The following is a 16542-nucleotide window of genomic DNA, read 5'->3' as shown; positions in this document are numbered from 1 at the left end:
ACCGCCCAAAAGAAATTTGAGCGGCAGCTTTAAGGTGAAATTGAATGCCTTAACCAGCGACTTTTTTACGTTTGCCGGTACTGATTAAACCAAGCAAACCGGTACCAAATAACCATACGGCGGCTGGCACGGGTACCGCTGTCAGTTGCATGTAACCGTCGGAAACGAATTTTTGTCCGTCTGCATGTCCCTGAACGCTGTTAAAGTTAACACTTTGCAATCCTTTAGTGGTAATGGAAAAGAATGCGTCTGCACCGCCGATTGTATTTGGACTATACACAGCCTGGTCGGAACCCGATGCAGCACCAGCAAAATTCAGGGTTAGTTCTTGGCCTCCAGTACCTTTGAACAAACTGCCGTTTCCTGAGTTTATACTTCCCCAAAGAATTCGTTGTGAGTTAACGTCAGAAAAACCGGTGTCGCTGATGAAGCTGTGATCAGGAGTAGTGTCAAAATACAGTGCTACGTCGCCTGTCATGTTATCCACCGACTGGGTATTACCGTCGATGCTGTTGGAATAGTTACCAAAAAAATGAGCAACCGCAGTCAATTCATACGTTGATCCAAGGCTACCGTTTGAGACGCCGACGAAGCCTAGGTCGTGCGACCTCACATAGGATTGATACCAGCCCTCTACTGTTCCAGAGGTGGCACTATCGGGCGTAAATTTTATCATAGCAGCGCCAGGGGCAAAATCGTAGCTGTCAAACTGTCCAATTGCGGGCCCTTCATCACCGGTAGCGCCTGGTGCTAACTTATAATCTGCAGTACCAATCCATTGTGTACTCGCCATCGCAGCAGGGGCGGCAATAACCAGTCCTGCCGTTAAAATTGCATTACGCTTGAGATGCTTCATTAAAGTTTTACCGCTCATTGCTGTACCTCATAAAAATTAGATTGTATCCCCACTAAAGTGCGGTTATAGCCGATTTTGTGATCCAACACAAATTACAGTTCTATTACTGAAACTCCCGGAATAGACTTTTAGTGTAGTCGCAATGGAGAGCACACATCGTCTGAACCAGAGCTTATTTCAAGCGTGAGTGGAATGTTCAAAAAATAGCATCCTGCTTCTACAGGATTTTCTGGAAAATGCTCGCCAGAAGTCGTGGGGAGATTGATAACCGAAAGTTTTCAGTAAAATCAGTTTGTTGTAAAAAGCAAATGATCGACGATACACTGAATCGTTGGAATCTCTACACCGGGTGTTCTGGGCCAATTAATGATTTCCCAAGGTGTCGGTGGCGACTTGGTCTTGGCGATTGCTGGTATTGTTGTTAAATCGGCCCTTAATAGCATCCCTAGGGGCGGAATGACGAAGCCAGGAAATTTGGCGGTGCTACAAAACACCAACGCAACCGCAGCCTTTTTGTTTGAAAAACTATCCGTTGATCGTCTTAGAATCCGTCACAATAGCCCGGATCATTTTTTCCCACGCACAGCAAAACCCTTATCCCACAGGAAACCCTTGATGCCCGCTTGGTACGCAGATAATTCCCAATCGATAGGCCGAACGCCTTTGGTGCGGATCAATCATATTAGCCAAGGATTGAACGCGACCTTGCTGGTGAAAATTGAAGGCCGTAATCCGTCCTATTCGGTGAAATGCCGGGTCGGTGCGGCGATGGTCTGGGCTGCGGAGCGTCAAGGCCTATTGACGCCGGGCAAGACTTTACTGGAAGCTACCAGCGGCAATTCCGGTATTGCGTTGGCTGCGGTGGCCGCCGCGCGTGGTATCCCTATCACATTGACGATGCCGGACAACATGAGCCAGGAGCGCCGCACCTTGTTATTGGCGTATGGCGCGAAGCTGCGGCTGACCGATGGCGCGCTCGGCATGCGCGCGGCGGTGGAGCAGGCCGAGGCGATTGCCGCAGCCGACCCTGAGCATTATCTATTGCTGGAACAGTTTAAAAACCCGGCCAATCCGGCGATACATGAACAAACCACCGGTCCGGAAATTTGGCGCGATAGCGGCGGCCAGGTCGATATTTTCGTAGCCGGCGTCGGCACCGGCGGCACGATTACCGGTGTGTCGCGCTACCTGAAAAAGCATTGCGGCAGGCCGGTGCTCAGTGTCGCGGTCGAGCCGGCGGGCAGCCCCGTATTAAGCCAGACTCGCTCCGGGTTGCCGTTGCAAGCCGCGCCGCATGGCATTCAAGGTATAGGCGCCGGCTTTGTGCCGCAGAATTTGGATTTGTCGTTGATTGACCTGATCGAGCCGGTAGAAGACGCTGAAGCCATCGCCTATACCCGACGCCTCGCCAAGGAGGAAGGGATTATGGCCGGTATTTCCAGTGGTGCGGCGCTTGCGGTTGCGGTGCGGCTGGCCAAGCGTCAGGAACACGCGGGTAAAGTCATCGTGGCTGTGCTGCCGGATTCCGGCGAGCGCTATTTGAGTTCGTCGTTGTTTGGTGACTAACGAGAGCCGGCAGTCAGTGTGGACAAGCGAATCGCTGAAAGTGGCTGGGCTGGTTTACTTAAATTGGGCGTTAAAGCTAGTAAATCTGGTTTGGTGTTCCGGTTTCTGCTTCAATAGCCGATTTTTGGCAAGAATGACGCATGAATTATTTGACGATTTTATCCGCGCTGGCTGGGGGAGCCATGATTGGGATGGCTGCCGCTTTGCTGTTGTTTACCCATAAGCATACCGCCGGGATTTCGGGCATCGCCGCAGGCATGTTACCGCCCTGGAGCGAGAGCAGTGTCTGGCGCGGCTGGTTTCTGGCCGGACTGCTGGCGAGTGGGCCTCTTTATCGCTTAAGCGGTGCAGACATTGCGTTAGATCTGGCAGCCTCGCCTGGTTTGCTGGCAATTGCCGGCCTGCTGGTGGGTTACGGCACCCGGCTGGGTGGCGGCTGCACCAGTGGGCATGGCGTTTGCGGTATCGCCCGTTTGTCCGTGCGATCCATCGTCGCGACGTTGACTTTCATGCTGACAGCCGGCATTACGGTATTTATCGTTCGACACCTGCTCTAAACCGGAAATTCTCGATGAAAAATACCGTTTATTTATTTGCCTACGGGCTGTTGTTCGGGCTAGGCTTGATCGTGGCAGGCATGAGCAATCCGGCCAAAGTACTGGCGTTTCTGGATGTGACTGGAGAGTGGGACCCCAGTTTGGCCTTGGTGATGGCCAGTGCCTTATTGACGCTGGGACTGGCGCGCTATTTGATGCATCGCAATAACGATACGGCTGATCGCGAGCAAGAACCTTCGGCTATCGTGCCGGCCGGCGTCGATGCCAAACTAATGAGCGGTGCGGCGATATTTGGCGTCGGTTGGGGCTTATCCGGTTTTTGTCCGGGGCCGGCTTTATTGGGATTGAGTGCCGGAGTATTGGGGAATTATGCGTTTGTTGCGGCGATGTTTGTTGGGTTTTGGTTGTTTCGCTTGTTGCATCAACGCTAGGTAAGTGGCGGTCTGATGGGGGTATAAGACGCTAGCGAATGGGTAAAGTGGTAAATGTGATGCACTCGGTTTTGGCAAGCATGGTACACACCGCTTTTTGGTTTTACGCGGCCATGTGCCCGTTAAATGCCTTTGCGATTGATGGGTTTACGCAGGTGAGGGTGGCGATGGCAGGTTCCGATCAGCCTGGGGCGTTCTGCGAGGACTTTAAACTTTCCACACCGCAAGCCAAAAGCGTTTTGCGCAAAGCCAGACCGATAACTTCGGAGGAATATCTGGAGGGCTATCTCTATCTACCTTGTTATGTGAAAGGAACTGCTAATTTTCACGGACGCCCCAGTCAATGGAAGATCCGCGCCGGCGGTAATATTTCCGTCACCCAAAATGATGGGGCGGAATTTTATTTGGGGTGCAAATCCTGCGCGAAAAGTTTTGGCACAGGCCGTTAGGGTCTTCAGTAAACTGCGGCGTTTAATTGTTAGCCTAAGCCGATAATATGGATGCCAATTTCGCGGCCGTTGGGTCCACCGGCCAATCGGCCGCATCAACCGAATCCAATGGCAAATTGCGGATTTCAGCCTGCCACTTGCGGATAAACTTGCCGTCCGGATCATACAGCCGGGTTTGTTTTTCCAGATCAAAATGCCGCTGGCCGCGCGGATCAGCGCCCACCCCGGCTAGATATTGCCAATTCCCCCAATTGCTGGCCACATCGTAGTCCAGCAACTGTTGTTCAAAATAAGCTGCGCCGAAGCGCCAATCCACCGCCAGTTCGTTGACCAAACAGCTGGCGACGATTTGCCGGCCGCGATTGGACATATAACCTGTGGCGTTCAGTTGCTTCATGCAAGCGTTTACTAATGGATAGGGCGTGTAACCGTGACACCATTTTTGAAAGCGTTCCGGATAAAAGCAGGTTAAAGGTTTGCGTGCTTTAATGCCTCGAAACCCAAACAGTCGCTTGCCGTGCTGGTGGGCATACCATTGAAAATACTCCCGCCAGAGCAATTCAAAATACAGCCAATAGGTGGATTCATTGGCGCCATTCTCTGCTTCGTAGCGGCGTAAACTGGAATAGATTTTTCGTACCGACAGATTGCCGTGAGCCAGCCAAGGCGAAAACTTGGTTGAGTTTTCCCAACCGTCCAGTTTGTTACGCAGGTCTTTATAACGGCTGGGGTAACTGCTGCGGAAATACGCTTTAAGCTGTTTTTTACCGGCAGTCTCGCCGCCATGAAACGCCAACTCCGCATCGAGTGCGGAAATGGCCGGCAAATACACCGGAAAATTCAATAACCAATCCGATTTGGGTTCAGGGCTGGGGGGCAGCGCATCGGGCGGCAGCAAAGGATGATCGACCCGCAACTGCTCGACGTTATCCTTGAATGGCGTGAAGGACTTCGGTAATTGGGTAAAAGGCAATTCGTGCAGATTGAACAGGGTTTGCGTGTCGGATTCGACAAAACGCAAGCCCGGCAAATGCTTTTGCAGCGCCAGCCATTGTTGCCGCTCCTGAAAACCAGCATGGCGGCTGCGATAAATCACCGATACGCCATGCTTGGCGACTAGCCCACCGATGGCCGCAAGCGGTATTTCGTAACAAACCAGCAGATGTTGTCCGACTTGCTGAAGATTTCTATCCAGATCCTGTAAGGCTTCTTTCAAAAACCGCCAACGCTGCGCCGACAAATTAGCCATCCCGTATGGGTTGGGCGCCAACCAGGCTGGGTCCAGACAATAGACGCAAAGCAACTGATCCACGACCGCGCTGGCTTGTTGAAGGTTGGGGTTGTCATGCACCCGCAAATCATTACCAAACCAGTAAAGCCCTATTCTGCGCATTGCCGTCTCGTCCTGATAAAAAATGCCGGCGTGCCGCCGGCGAGAGCTGAGGTTTACAACACTATTTAGCTGATAACAAGGCGCTGATCTTAGAATCCAGCTGTTCCGGCGTCACATCGCTGGGGAAGGCCGCCACGCTGTTGCCGCTATGATCAATCAAATATTTGTGAAAATTCCATGCCGGCGCCTGACCGGTGGCTTTAATCAATTTTTGGAAGAAACCGTTCGCTGCCGCGCCTTTCACCTGGCTTTTTTCCAGCATGGGGAACGTGACGCCGTAGTTGATATAACAGACGTTGGCAGTTTTTTCCGCTTCGGCGAACTCCTGATTAAAATCATTGGACGGAAAGCCAACTACCACCAAACCCTGATCCTTATATTTTTGATATAAGGCTTCTAGGCCCTTGAATTGAGGGGTGTAGCCGCAGTTACTGGCGGTATTGACGGCCAGAATGACCTTGCCTTGAAACGACTGGCAAAAATCGATTTGCTCGCTGGAACGGAGTTTGGTCATTTTGTAATTCAGCAACGTAGAGCACTGATCCGCAGCCGCGACAGACATAGAAGAAGCCAACAAGCTGGCAATTAAAAACGCGGTTTTCATCATTGTTCCTCCTGATTGTTTGACATTCAGCTTACCAGCACTGGCTAAAAGTCAAACGGGGGCGGGCGTTGCAGATGCTCAATACATTTTGGGGCGGTACGCATCACTCGCCCGTTATCAACAATCGTCACTCCCGCGTGGGCGGGAGATTATAAACCCGGCCTTATTTAACGCAGGTACACCGTTCGGGCTGAGCCTGTCGAAGCCTGATGTGGCGCTTCCTTCGAATTTCAGGACGAACGGTATTTAAAGGCCGGGTTTATGTTGCCGTTCAAAATATGCTTTAGGATTTCAAACGAGTTTGGGTTTAAGGGAATGCCTGTCACTGGAAACTTGAACGCCGACCAACGCTATCAATGCACACGCAACATGCCTTGCTTGACAATAAAATCCGCGACCGCCTCCAAACCATTACCGGTTTTGATGTTGGTAAACACAAACGGCCGCTCGCCGCGCATTTTCTTCGCGTCGCGGTCCATCACCTCCAGCGAAGCGCCGACGTAAGGCGCCAAATCAATTTTATTGATCACCAGCAAATCCGAACGGGTGATGCCGGGGCCGCCTTTGCGCGGAATCTTGTCACCGGCGGATACGTCGATGACGTAGATGGTCAGGTCAGCCAATTCCGGACTGAAAGTGGCACTGAGGTTGTCGCCGCCGCTTTCCACCATCACGAAATCCAGCTCAGGCCAGCGTTCGATCAAATCGTCAACCGCGGCCAGATTCATCGAGGCATCCTCGCGGATGGCGGTATGCGGACAACCGCCGGTTTCCACGCCCAGGATGCGCTCTTCCGGCAGCGCCTGGCTGCGGATCAAAAACTGCTGATCCTCGCGGGTGTAAATATCGTTGGTGACCACGCCGATTTCGTAATCGTCGCGCATTTTCTTGCACAAGGCATCTACTAACGCGGTTTTGCCGGAGCCGACCGGGCCGCCGATGCCTACTCGTAATACTTGTTTGTCGCTCATGTTTTCATCCAAGGTAGCCCGGATGCCATCCGGGGGGAAGGTTGCTCAAACCTCGCGCTGCTTGCGCTGCGTCGAGGCCAGGTTATCGTTATCTCAGGATCGGAACAGCCGCGAATACTGCATCTCATGCCGGCTGCTGGCCAGTGCCAAGCCGAAACAACTGCCGCCGATGTCATCGTCCGTCATTCGCAAAGCCCGATCAACCAAAGCCGGCAATTCGCCGGCCAGATTTTTTAATAGCCGTTGCCCGGCCACTTGCCCCAACGGGACCAATTTCACCGCGCACAACACCTGATTTTCCAGCCAGCCCCACAAATAACCGGTGACGGCGTCGGTTTTACCAATTTGCCAGCGGGCAGCGGCCAGGGCAAATAAGGTGGCCAGTGTGGCATCTTGCCGTTTTTGCCAAGCCTCGGCCTCCGATAATTCCAGATTTACCAGCAAGCGCGCCAATGCCTGGCCGGTTTGTTTATCCTCTGAGCGCAGTTCCGCTGTTTCCCGGCAGGCTGTCAGGGTTTGGCTCCAATGGTCTACCGCAGCCATATCGTTCGCGCGCCAGGCCTCGTAAAGCCGGGCCAGAATCGGCGCATCGACCAAGCCTAAACCGTTTTGCAGCAAGCCGCGCAGCCAGTCGGCGGTTTGTTCGGCATCGGTAATCCAACCGTCGTCTACCGCCCTCTCCAGCCCTTGCGAATAACTGTACATGCCAATCGGCAGGCCGGGGCTGACCAATTGCAACAGCCTTAACAGCGATAAATCAGTGACCATGGCTATGATACGCGCCGCTTTCCGGTTCGAAGGGCAGGGTGTGATGTTCAACCGTCAACCCTAAGCCCACCAGCATTTGGTCCAGCACATGATCGGCCAGATAGCGCAGTTCGTCCGGGAGGATTTGTAGGGCAATATGTCGGTTGCCCAGGTGGTAGCAGGCACGGGCGAACAACAGTGGATCACTGCATTTCACCACGGACAAGGATTCCGGTGCCGCGTCGATGCGCACTTTGAAGCCTTGGCCGTTGGTGAGAATTGCGCCATGTCTCAGGGTTTGGCCCCTGGGTAAAAATACGCCGACTTGGATGCCGCCCTGCGTGGTGGCCGGTTGTCGGGATTTTTGCCGCGCCTCGAAGGGGAGGGTGAGGGTGTCGTCGGGGGTTTCTTCGGTTGTGCTGGTTTCAGTGAGTTTTAGCATTTTGTATTTTGTGTAGGTTGGGTTAGCGAAGCGTAACCCAACACGTCGGCTTTTAGATTATTTGATGTCTTTTGGTTTTGTTTCAGGCTGGTTCCCAAGCTCCAGCTTGGGAACGATGTCTCGAAAGCTCTAGCTTTCGTTTAATAAAGTGTCGTTGCCGCGACGGGTTATTTGGACGTCGGGTCTCGGCCCGACAGCCGAGTGACTTTTCTTTGTTTGGCCAAAGAAAAGTCACCAAAAGAAAGGCCACCCGGAATTCCGCCTTACTCCTGCGCGTCTCGCTTTTGCCGAGGGTTTTCGGAAGGGGCTTCCTGCCCCTCCGAAAACGAGCGGCATCCCTGCCGCTCCCCTACGGGCTGATCTCGCCAAAAGCTGCGATGCTCGGGGCGGAATAACGGGAGAAAACCCTCCCAAAATTTAAATGACAATCCAAAAACTAACGTGGACGTTTCTTGTGTCCATGAAGGAAAACTCAGTAGGTCCGATTAGCGTAATCGGACGTATGTTCCGCAACTGCTTTCAATTAAAAGAGTTACCTAACCAATCTTCCCTGCAAATGAATACCTATCAAAAATTGGTCATACGTGTTTCCTGAAATATTACATTCGTCCGATTACGCTACGCTAATCGAACCTACGCGGGCTCCGTGTTTAACCGAAACTTTCCACTCATAGCATGGGGAATTATTTGAGCTTTATTATCGATGCTTGATTTTTTAATCTGTCATATATGATTTTTTCATACAATCCCTCCGAAAAGGCTATAGGGTTTGATTGAGTAACTGTGCCGGAAATGTCTTCCATAAACAGAAGTGCCTGAACACTTTGACCCCAATAAGTATTTATTAATTTTTGATCTTCCTCCGGCAAGCGAGATATTTCATCTGATTCAAAGTTTGCAATCTTGGTGCCGTGTTCTGCGATTTCCGATGTTTTTTCGTAGTCCTTTAGCTTCAGTTTTAAATCGACGTAATTTCCTTCTCCAATGTAAACTCTTAGTAAAGCTGGGCGTTTAATAGACGTAGTCGATCTACCAGAGTTAAGTAAGATCGCAGATAATTTAAAGTAGGAATTTTTTTCGGCTAAATTTCCAGCAAGTAACTCAATTTTTCTCTCTGCTAACGGTATTCCTCCTTGTAATTCGCCATATTGTTTTTCTGCGTCCTTAAGCTTTTGAGTGTATGCATCGTGAAATCCATTAATTATTGTGGAGAAGTAATTTTTATTTTCGCCTATTGCTTTCTTCTTCTCGTAAAACTCTTCTACATTAACCTCAATCTCTTGCTCTAACGGTCTGTTTAATCTACTAATTTCTCTGATTGTTATTGATTCAGGGCTTATTAAGTCGATGCCTTGAATCTCCTTTCGAAAAGATTCAATTTTTTCCGGCAGTCTATTTAAATCAGCTTTTGCGTACGATAATAAATCCTTTAGTTCGTCTGGCAATAATCTATCTTTTTTTGCTGTTATTGATTCATCGCCAATTCTTTTTCCAAGTAATCTAATTATATTTCTTGAATCGCTACCAGCTCTATAAGGTGTTAGTAATTTTAATTCTGCCTGATCATTTAAAATTATCCCGGCGTCACTGGATATTTCCCGGTTAATGGAGTTAATTTCAATGCTCAAATTTGATCTTTCAACCCAGTATATTTGCCAAATTGGAATGGTTATACCTACAATAACGCCTGATAATATTCCTGCTATAGCAATCCAATGGTCTTTAGACCACTGCTTGAGTTCACCGCCAAGACTACTGGATTCTGACATATTACCTCCAAAAAAATATCGCTATAAAACTAAAGAATTTTAGCCCGTAGGCTAAGTTTACGCTGTCGTTCCAACCCCAGACAAATCACCTTTGCTACACGCAATAACCGTTGGTGTGAAGTATTCCCGTTATTCCGCCCCGAGCATCGCAGCTTTTGGCGAGATCAGCCCGCAGGGGAGCTGCAGGGATGCCGCTCGTTTTCGGAGGGCCAGGGATGGCCCTTCCGAAAACCCTCGCCAAAAGCGAGAAGCGCAGGATTAAGGCGGAATGTCGGGTGGCTTTTTCTTTGGATACTTTCTTTTGGCCACGCACAAATTCGTCTGGAACGAATTTGAACAGCCGATAGGCTGGCCCGCAGGGCGAAAACCACGGATGGTTTTCGTAGCGAAAGTATCTCGGCCGTCGGGCCGAGACCCGACTTCAAACAAACCCGTCGCGACAGCGACACAAAATCCCAAAACCCAGCAAAGCTATATCCACATAAAACTGTGAAAAACCTCACACTTCTCCAGCCAGAAAGTTAACAGAGAAAACCCTTCAGTTTCCCTAAATTATCACCGTCCCCGCTAATTACGCCGCCAGTAAAACCACAGCGTAAATGCCTAAGGACACGCTGCCCTTGAATTTTCAGGTAGGCCAATTTTTTACCCCAGAAGCAAGTACAGCGTTAACTCATCCAATCTCGTGTTTAATTTACAAAAGGTGAAGGTCATGAAAACTATCAAAAATCTGTTTCTAATGCTGTCTGTCATTGCTGCTTCAATGTTTGGCGCCGGTGCCGCCAACGCGGCGACTTGTTCCGCCGGCTGGGTGAATGTCACCGGTGTTTACGAATATAACGTTAACGGTACGACATATGGCTATATCTACACCGTACCGGAGCACAGTGTGTTACCGACCTATACCAATTATTTCGTCACCTATAATCAAAACGCCTTGAGCCAGGCCAAACTGGCGATGCAAAACCATCAAACCTACTATTTGTACGGTGACTCAGGCACTGCTGCCTGCCCAACCTCCGGCTCTTATCGCTACTTGGGTACTTTATCCTACCTGTACGAGTATTAATCGCTGCAGCCGATCATGCGGAATCTTTGGTCTGATTCATCCGGCCGGGATTCCGCTTTGTACCAACTCAACCTAGGTCAAGATCATGAATAAACTTGTCTCAATACTGGGTGTGGCTAGCGTTTTTGCGAGTGGATATTTTACCGGTCAGCAATTTTCCGGTCGCGGCGATAACCATCCAACTGCGCTGCCGGCGAATACCGCTTCAGTTTCCGCGCCTGTTATCGCGGTCGGCGCGAACAGAAAGCTCGATATTCCGCGGACAAACGTCCCAATCTCTAAGGAAATTCGGTTGCCCCCCCATGAGCAGCAAGGGCAGGCGCTCGCCAATAGCTTGTCGCCCGAGGATGAGGCGGCGCGTAGCGAAGCCAATGCCGAGTTGATTGCGTCGATGCGAGCCAACCACTTACCGGAAGAGCAGGTCGCTCAATTGGAACAGACTCTGAAAGATCAAGAGTCCGCCCCGGCCGTTCAGCCTGAAGAACCGGTATCCGAACGGACCAACGCGGAATTGAGCGCCGAGCTACGCGAAAGCCTAAAGCAATCCGGTGCTCCACCCGAAATCATCAATGCCATGGCTCAGCCACTCGAAGCCGGCGCAACCACCACGGACGAACCGGTTCTACCGCACAAAAACAATATCCCCGGTTCCTAGTTTTAACGGATGGCAAATGCCGCCATCACTTCCGCTGCATACAGTTTGTTTTCGGCAGGGCCAAGGATGGCTCTACCGAAAACCCTGACCCTTCTCAAAATAAAAAATACCGCTGCGCCATCGGCAACACCACCGCCGGCTCGCACGTCAACAACACTCCATCCGCCTTGACCTTATAAGTCTGCGGACAAACCTCCATCACCGGCTGGTAGTCGTTCAACTTCATATCCGCCTTACCAATGTTCCGAGTATTGCGAACCACCCCGACCCGTTTTTGCAAGCCCAATTGTCCGGCCACACCAGTTGACACCGCCGCTTGCGGCAGGAAAATCATCGAGGTGTTGGCGGCGGTGCGGCCGAAGCTGCCGAACATCGGCCGGTAATGCACCGGTTGCGGGGTGGGGATGGAGGCGTTGGCGTCGCCCATCGGCGCGGCGGCGATTAGGCCGCCTTTTAGGATCAAACTGGGTTTGACGCCAAAAAACGCCGGTTGCCACAACACCAGGTCAGCCAGTTTGCCGGCTTCGATGGAACCCACTTCATGGCTGATGCCGTGGCTGATGGCCGGGTTGATGGTGTATTTGGCGATGTAGCGTTTGATGCGCTGGTTGTCGCTGCTGGCAGGGTCGCCGGCCAACGCGCCGCGTTGAGTCTTCATTTTGTGCGCGGTCTGCCAAGTGCGGATCACCACTTCGCCGACCCGGCCCATGGCCTGCGAATCCGAAGAAATCATCGAAAACGCGCCTAAGTCATGCAGGATGTCTTCGGCAGCAATGGTTTCGCGGCGGATGCGCGATTCGGCAAAGGCCACGTCTTCCGGGATGCTCGGGTCAAGATGATGGCAGACCATCAACATGTCCAAATGCTCGTCGACGGTGTTGATCGTATAAGGCCGGGTGGGGTTGGTTGACGACGGCAGCACGTTGCTCAAACCGCAAGCCTTGATGATGTCCGGGGCGTGGCCGCCGCCGGCACCTTCGGTGTGGTACGTATGGATGGTGCGGCCCTTGAAGGCAGCGAAGGTGTCTTCGACAAAGCCCGACTCGTTCAAGGTGTCGGTGTGGATCGCCACTTGCACGTCGTATTTCTCCGCGACGCTTAGACAGCAATCAATCGATGCTGGCGTGGTGCCCCAGTCTTCGTGCAGTTTCAGGCCCATTACCCCGGCTTGGACTTGTTCTTCCAACGCGTCGGGCAAACTGGCGTTGCCCTTGCCGAGCAAGCCAAAGTTCATCGGCAAGCCGTCCAGCGCTTTCAACATCTGCTGGATATGCCACGGCCCCGGCGTGCAGGTGGTGGCGTTGGTACCGGTGGCCGGGCCGGTGCCGCCGCCTATCATGGTGGTGACGCCGGAGCACAGCGCTTCCTCGATCTGTTGCGGGCAGATGAAATGGATGTGGGCGTCGATGCCGCCGGCGGTCAGGATCTGGCCTTCGCCGGCGATGACTTCGGTGCCGGGGCCGACGATGATGTCCACGCCGGCTTGCACGTCCGGATTGCCGGCCTTGCCGATCTTGAAAATGCGGCCGTCTTTGACGCCGACATCGGCTTTAACGATGCCCCAATAATCGATGATCAAGGCGTTGGTAATCACCAAATCCACCGCGTGTTCGCTACCCAGCTGGCTTTGGCCCATGCCGTCGCGGATCACCTTGCCGCCGCCGAATTTCACCTCGTCGCCGTACACGGTGTAATCGGCTTCCACTTGCAGGATCAAATCGGTGTCGGCCAACCGCAAGCGGTCGCCGGTGGTGGGGCCGAACATGTCGGCGTAGGCGTGTCGGCTGATTTTGCTCATGCGTGTTTCTCCAGTGCGCCCATCACTTCGCCTCTAAAGCCGTAGACCTTGCGGGTGCCGGCGAAAGCCACCAACTGCACCTCGCGCTGCTGGCCGGGCTCGAAGCGCACTGCCGTGCCGGCCGGGATGTCCAAGCGATAACCCAGGGCCAGGCTGCGGTCGAAATGCAAGGCCGGGTTGGTTTCGTAAAAATGGTAATGCGAGCCGACTTGAATCGGCCGGTCGCCGCTATTGGCGACCAGGACTTTGACCGTGGCGCGGCCGGCGTTGAGTTCGATGTCGCCGTCGCCGTCGGCGGGGAAGATTTCTCCGGGGATCATGTGGGGCTCCTTTTAAATTTTTTTTCCGCATGGGCACGAACCATCGTGTCCACCCTAGCTGTTGAGTTTACTGGGCTTTCTGGCGGATTTTCGTAGGCTGGGCACAGGCTTTTTGTGCCCACGGGTACATCAAACGATGGGCTCATGTACCGTTACCAATTTAGTGCCATCGGGAAACGTTGCCTCGACCTGTACCTCGGTCAACATATCGGCGATGCCGTCCATCACATCGTCGATGCTTAATAGCGTTCGGCCATACGCCATCAACTCGGCAACGGTCTGGCCGTCGCGCGCGCCCTCCATGATGGCGGCGGAGATATACGCCACCGCTTCCGGGTAGTTGAGTTTCAAGCCTCTGGCTTTGCGGCGCTCGGCGAGGAGGGCGGCAGTGAAGAGGAGGAGTTTGTCTTTTTCTCTGGGTGTTAGTTGCATGGCGGTGCTTTTTGTTTGTTCGTGTTTGGCTTAGTTTGTTTGTGTCGCTAGCGCGACGGCTTTTTTAAATGTCGGTTCGCGGACCGACAACCGCGATACTTTCTTTTGCGTGGCCAAAAGAAAGTATCTAAAGAAAAGGCCACCCCATGCCGCTTTGATCCTGCGCTCCGAAGGATTTGAACGGGGTTTTCGGAAGGGCTATCCATAGCCCTCCGAAAACGCGATGCATCCCTGCATCGCCCCTGCGGGCTGATCCGTCCAAACCCTTCGGTGCTCGGCGCGGCAAAAGGGGCAAACCGTCCCGGAATAAAAGTCGACAAATTAAGCTCGGTAGGTCCAATTATGTTTCGCTAATTAGATTTGCGCAGCCGTGTTACTTGACTAATTCCTCTAGCCTATCTACGGCCTTATTTACCTGTTGATGTACGGAGCTAAAAGTTAATTCTATTTCATTCAAGCTTGAGGATACTAAAGATTGTATAAACTCATCTTTATTAACAGATGCCTGAAGTCCAGCCTCTTTTAGCCAGGGAATAAGAGGGTTGAGAGATTTTTTATATGATTCCATGGATGATTTTAACGATTCAATATATTCTTTGGCTCTGCCTTTTCGTTCATGAATGTATTTTTCATCAATTTGATTTATATCATTTAATAGGCTTTCTACATCTTTGGAAAATTCTATTATTTTGTCTGCTTGTCCCTGAGCTTCTTTAACAAGTTTTTCTATCCAATCGCCAACATAGCTACCTAAGAGCTCATGCTGGAGCCTTTCCGCTATTTCCTTTTCGCCTATCTCATGAATGATTATGTCTCTTTCGAGTGTTGACAGACGGTTTAAATATTTCCTTGAATAGCTCTTTATGGTCAAAATAGTTATTCCAAATAATATAAGTGAGGCATCTAAAGCTGCGGAATAAATTTGCCCATTTAGTTTGTTTCCGTATATTTCCTTGGCGGTGTAATAAATATTGACAAAGAATAAGCTCCACAATAATGTGTTTGCAAATAAAGTAAAAATCGTAAACCATGCAGAGTTGAAAGGCACGATTGTTGCTGGAGGCGATATATTTAATTCTTTATACTTAATGCTATTAATAGCAGAGCCCAGGAATATAAGGATAAGCAGGAGAAGTAAAGTCCAGTAATTGATTTGCCTGTGGATTTCCCCTAGGCCATCATTAATGTCGATATTTTGAGAAATATTCGCACAGTAAAGTGGTAATCCTATATTGGCAAAACCGATTATTTTCAGCTGGGTCGAAACAGACTCGCCTCTTTCTATTCGATAGTCAAATATTCATTTTCTATGCTTTTTTACATCAGATGATAAAACAATAAAGCCAGACAGTATTAATAAATGTATTTGGCTAAAAGCATAATAAAAATTCAGCTTCATTTGTTCTGTATCAGAAATCTGAGAAATTATCCCAATTAACTGAAAAACTAAATAAATTATTCCTGCCATAACGGCCCAGTAAGTTATACCTGCTTTAGTATCTCTGTCGCTCTGTCTAGCATATAAAATCCTGATATATTCAATAAGTTCTGTTCGCTTATTATTCATTTTTTAGTCCGTTGGCGCGTAAATATGTAGAATAAAGGAGGCGCACAGTTCCATGATCGGAGCGTCACCTGATTCGATAGCATCCTACAACAGACCATTCATGTTAGCTTACAAAATTCTCTGCTGACTTTTCTTTTCGGGATGGGTTAATCCCCTGATGCCGCGCCGAGCACCGGAGGGTTTGGACGGATCAGCCCGCAGGGGAGCGGCAGGGATGCCGCTCGTTTTCGGAGGGCTAGGGATAGCCCTTCCGAAAACCCCGTTCAAACCCTTCGGAGCGCAGGAAACAAGCAGCATGGGGTGGCCTTTTCTTTGGATACTTTCTTTTGGCCAAGCAAAAGAAAGTATCTCGGCTGTCGGGCCGAGACCCGACATCAAAAACAACCGTCGCGGCAGCGACACCATATTCCCTCACCCCAACCCTTTCCCAAAAGGGAGAGGGAGCTAAAAGGCTTACGGAAAGAATTTATATATTTCCTTCCTATGCATCACTGTTGCCAAAACCACCAAATCATCCTTAACAACCAACCCCACCCGATAATCACCAAACCGTACTTTATAAAAACCATCATACCCCTGCATTTTCTCGATTTTCCCCAATTCAAAAATGCTATTGGCTTTTATTAAATCCTCAAATACAAATTGCTCAATTTTCGGTCGCACCGTAACCGGCAACTCGGCCAATTGTTTTAAAAACCTCTTACGATATTCAACCTGCATCAGGCCTTATCCAGGCCCGCGTAATACTTTTTGGCCTCTTCGACACTCAAAGTCTCGCTATCATCAGCGCTTATCAACTGCACCAAGGCATAATTTTCCAAAACATTTTCAATCTTTTCGAAAGTATGGATATCCAGTTGCACGGCGACTCTTTGGCTGTCTTCATTAACAATATATTGCCTTTTAAATTCCATAA

Annotated in this window: 20 protein-coding genes; 6 read left to right on the top strand and 14 right to left on the bottom strand. The window is 50.7% G+C overall.

What is annotated here, in order from left to right; genetic code table 11:
* Window positions 1-49: 49 nt before the first annotated feature.
* On the bottom strand, window positions 50-874 hold the full coding sequence (gene pepA / locus EBB_RS13175; protein WP_192394278.1) for a flocculation-associated PEP-CTERM protein PepA: 825 nt from the start codon (window positions 872-874) through the stop codon (window positions 50-52).
* A 597-nt stretch (window positions 875-1471) separates the two neighbouring features.
* Here pepA and cysK point away from each other — a divergent pair.
* The 4 genes from cysK (at window position 1472) to EBB_RS13155 (ending at window position 3859) form a co-directional block, all read left to right on the top strand.
* Window positions 1472-2422 carry a cysteine synthase A gene (cysK, locus tag EBB_RS13170; protein WP_192394277.1) on the top strand — a complete coding sequence of 317 codons (951 nt, stop codon included), beginning with the start codon at window positions 1472-1474 and terminating at the stop codon, window positions 2420-2422.
* Between the two features lie 140 nt (window positions 2423-2562).
* Window positions 2563-2979 (top strand): YeeE/YedE family protein, encoded by a 417-nt coding sequence (locus tag EBB_RS13165; protein WP_192394276.1) that lies wholly within the window; start codon window positions 2563-2565, stop codon window positions 2977-2979.
* 14 nt (window positions 2980-2993) lie between these two features.
* A complete protein-coding gene (locus tag EBB_RS13160) occupies window positions 2994-3410 on the top strand; it encodes a DUF6691 family protein (protein WP_192394275.1) in 417 nt (138 codons plus the stop codon).
* A 38-nt stretch (window positions 3411-3448) separates the two neighbouring features.
* Entirely contained in the window at window positions 3449-3859 is a 411-nt protein-coding gene (locus tag EBB_RS13155) for a hypothetical protein (protein WP_192394274.1), read from the top strand.
* A 34-nt stretch (window positions 3860-3893) separates the two neighbouring features.
* Here EBB_RS13155 and EBB_RS13150 read toward each other — a convergent pair whose 3' ends face one another.
* From EBB_RS13150 to EBB_RS13125, 6 genes are all read right to left on the bottom strand, one after another.
* Window positions 3894-5252: a DASH family cryptochrome gene (locus EBB_RS13150; protein ID WP_192394273.1), complete on the bottom strand. Its 1359-nt coding sequence runs from the start codon at window positions 5250-5252 to the stop codon at window positions 3894-3896.
* A 61-nt stretch (window positions 5253-5313) separates the two neighbouring features.
* On the bottom strand, window positions 5314-5856 hold the full coding sequence (locus EBB_RS13145; protein WP_192394272.1) for a glutathione peroxidase: 543 nt from the start codon (window positions 5854-5856) through the stop codon (window positions 5314-5316).
* Between the two features lie 353 nt (window positions 5857-6209).
* Entirely contained in the window at window positions 6210-6827 is a 618-nt protein-coding gene (gene ureG / locus EBB_RS13140; protein WP_192394271.1) for an urease accessory protein UreG, read from the bottom strand.
* 93 nt (window positions 6828-6920) lie between these two features.
* Entirely contained in the window at window positions 6921-7595 is a 675-nt protein-coding gene (locus tag EBB_RS13135; protein ID WP_192394270.1) for an urease accessory protein UreF, read from the bottom strand.
* Window positions 7585-8016, bottom strand: a complete 432-nt coding sequence (gene ureE, locus EBB_RS13130) for an urease accessory protein UreE (protein ID WP_192394269.1) — start codon at window positions 8014-8016, stop codon at window positions 7585-7587. The genes EBB_RS13135 and ureE overlap by 11 nt, the downstream gene beginning before the upstream one ends.
* 683 nt (window positions 8017-8699) lie before the next feature.
* Window positions 8700-9785 carry a hypothetical protein gene (locus EBB_RS13125; RefSeq protein ID WP_192394268.1) on the bottom strand — a complete coding sequence of 362 codons (1086 nt, stop codon included), beginning with the start codon at window positions 9783-9785 and terminating at the stop codon, window positions 8700-8702.
* A 712-nt stretch (window positions 9786-10497) separates the two neighbouring features.
* Between EBB_RS13125 and EBB_RS13120 the strand changes: the two genes are divergently transcribed.
* Window positions 10498-10854 (top strand): hypothetical protein, encoded by a 357-nt coding sequence (locus EBB_RS13120; RefSeq protein ID WP_192394267.1) that lies wholly within the window; start codon window positions 10498-10500, stop codon window positions 10852-10854.
* Window positions 10855-10939: 85 nt separating this feature from the next.
* On the top strand, window positions 10940-11509 hold the full coding sequence (locus EBB_RS13115) for a hypothetical protein (RefSeq protein WP_192394266.1): 570 nt from the start codon (window positions 10940-10942) through the stop codon (window positions 11507-11509).
* Between the two features lie 94 nt (window positions 11510-11603).
* On the opposite strand, the gene ureC is transcribed toward EBB_RS13115, so the two are convergent.
* The 7 genes from ureC to EBB_RS13080 form a co-directional block, all read right to left on the bottom strand.
* The gene (gene ureC / locus EBB_RS13110; RefSeq protein ID WP_192394265.1) at window positions 11604-13307 is read right to left on the bottom strand and encodes an urease subunit alpha; all 1704 of its coding nucleotides are present in this window, start codon (window positions 13305-13307) and stop codon (window positions 11604-11606) included.
* A complete protein-coding gene (locus tag EBB_RS13105; protein ID WP_192394264.1) occupies window positions 13304-13627 on the bottom strand; it encodes an urease subunit beta in 324 nt (107 codons plus the stop codon). The genes ureC and EBB_RS13105 overlap by 4 nt, the downstream gene beginning before the upstream one ends.
* Before the next feature lie 129 nt (window positions 13628-13756).
* Window positions 13757-14059 carry an urease subunit gamma gene (gene ureA, locus EBB_RS13100; RefSeq protein ID WP_192373865.1) on the bottom strand — a complete coding sequence of 101 codons (303 nt, stop codon included), beginning with the start codon at window positions 14057-14059 and terminating at the stop codon, window positions 13757-13759.
* Window positions 14060-14432: 373 nt separating this feature from the next.
* The gene (locus tag EBB_RS13095; protein ID WP_192394263.1) at window positions 14433-15107 is read right to left on the bottom strand and encodes a hypothetical protein; all 675 of its coding nucleotides are present in this window, start codon (window positions 15105-15107) and stop codon (window positions 14433-14435) included.
* Between the two features lie 252 nt (window positions 15108-15359).
* The gene (locus EBB_RS13090) at window positions 15360-15626 is read right to left on the bottom strand and encodes a hypothetical protein (RefSeq protein WP_192394262.1); all 267 of its coding nucleotides are present in this window, start codon (window positions 15624-15626) and stop codon (window positions 15360-15362) included.
* A gap of 453 nt (window positions 15627-16079) precedes the next feature.
* A complete protein-coding gene (locus EBB_RS13085) occupies window positions 16080-16346 on the bottom strand; it encodes a type II toxin-antitoxin system RelE family toxin (protein ID WP_223146836.1) in 267 nt (88 codons plus the stop codon).
* Entirely contained in the window at window positions 16346-16540 is a 195-nt protein-coding gene (locus tag EBB_RS13080) for a RelB antitoxin-like protein (protein WP_192394261.1), read from the bottom strand. Before EBB_RS13080 ends, EBB_RS13085 begins: the two co-directional genes overlap by 1 nt.
* Between the last annotated feature and the right edge of the window lie 2 nt (window positions 16541-16542).

This window comes from Methylomonas fluvii, from assembly GCF_014850975.1.
Lineage (GTDB): Bacteria > Pseudomonadota > Gammaproteobacteria > Methylococcales > Methylomonadaceae > Methylomonas > Methylomonas fluvii.
The sequence above is the reverse complement of the archived record's forward strand: the minus strand, read 5'-3'. Positions and strand labels throughout refer to the sequence as shown.

What these genes read in the sequence shown, in the direction of transcription:
- EBB_RS13150 (WP_192394273.1), bottom strand. Translation starts at nt 5,252, where the DNA reads ATGCGCAGAATAGGGCTTTACTGGTTTGGTAATGATTTGCGGGTGCAT.
- EBB_RS13120 (WP_192394267.1), top strand. Translation starts at nt 10,498, where the DNA reads ATGAAAACTATCAAAAATCTGTTTCTAATGCTGTCTGTCATTGCTGCT.
- EBB_RS13085 (WP_223146836.1), bottom strand. Translation starts at nt 16,346, where the DNA reads ATGCAGGTTGAATATCGTAAGAGGTTTTTAAAACAATTGGCCGAGTTG.
- EBB_RS13155 (WP_192394274.1), top strand. Translation starts at nt 3,449, where the DNA reads ATGGGTAAAGTGGTAAATGTGATGCACTCGGTTTTGGCAAGCATGGTA.
- pepA (WP_192394278.1), bottom strand. Translation starts at nt 874, where the DNA reads ATGAGCGGTAAAACTTTAATGAAGCATCTCAAGCGTAATGCAATTTTA.
- ureE (WP_192394269.1), bottom strand. Translation starts at nt 8,016, where the DNA reads ATGCTAAAACTCACTGAAACCAGCACAACCGAAGAAACCCCCGACGAC.
- cysK (WP_192394277.1), top strand. Translation starts at nt 1,472, where the DNA reads ATGCCCGCTTGGTACGCAGATAATTCCCAATCGATAGGCCGAACGCCT.
- ureA (WP_192373865.1), bottom strand. Translation starts at nt 14,059, where the DNA reads ATGCAACTAACACCCAGAGAAAAAGACAAACTCCTCCTCTTCACTGCC.
- EBB_RS13080 (WP_192394261.1), bottom strand. Translation starts at nt 16,540, where the DNA reads ATGGAATTTAAAAGGCAATATATTGTTAATGAAGACAGCCAAAGAGTC.
- ureC (WP_192394265.1), bottom strand. Translation starts at nt 13,307, where the DNA reads ATGAGCAAAATCAGCCGACACGCCTACGCCGACATGTTCGGCCCCACC.
- EBB_RS13165 (WP_192394276.1), top strand. Translation starts at nt 2,563, where the DNA reads ATGAATTATTTGACGATTTTATCCGCGCTGGCTGGGGGAGCCATGATT.
- EBB_RS13105 (WP_192394264.1), bottom strand. Translation starts at nt 13,627, where the DNA reads ATGATCCCCGGAGAAATCTTCCCCGCCGACGGCGACGGCGACATCGAA.
- EBB_RS13145 (WP_192394272.1), bottom strand. Translation starts at nt 5,856, where the DNA reads ATGAAAACCGCGTTTTTAATTGCCAGCTTGTTGGCTTCTTCTATGTCT.
- EBB_RS13125 (WP_192394268.1), bottom strand. Translation starts at nt 9,785, where the DNA reads ATGTCAGAATCCAGTAGTCTTGGCGGTGAACTCAAGCAGTGGTCTAAA.
- EBB_RS13135 (WP_192394270.1), bottom strand. Translation starts at nt 7,595, where the DNA reads ATGGTCACTGATTTATCGCTGTTAAGGCTGTTGCAATTGGTCAGCCCC.
- EBB_RS13115 (WP_192394266.1), top strand. Translation starts at nt 10,940, where the DNA reads ATGAATAAACTTGTCTCAATACTGGGTGTGGCTAGCGTTTTTGCGAGT.
- EBB_RS13090 (WP_192394262.1), bottom strand. Translation starts at nt 15,626, where the DNA reads ATGAATAATAAGCGAACAGAACTTATTGAATATATCAGGATTTTATAT.
- ureG (WP_192394271.1), bottom strand. Translation starts at nt 6,827, where the DNA reads ATGAGCGACAAACAAGTATTACGAGTAGGCATCGGCGGCCCGGTCGGC.
- EBB_RS13160 (WP_192394275.1), top strand. Translation starts at nt 2,994, where the DNA reads ATGAAAAATACCGTTTATTTATTTGCCTACGGGCTGTTGTTCGGGCTA.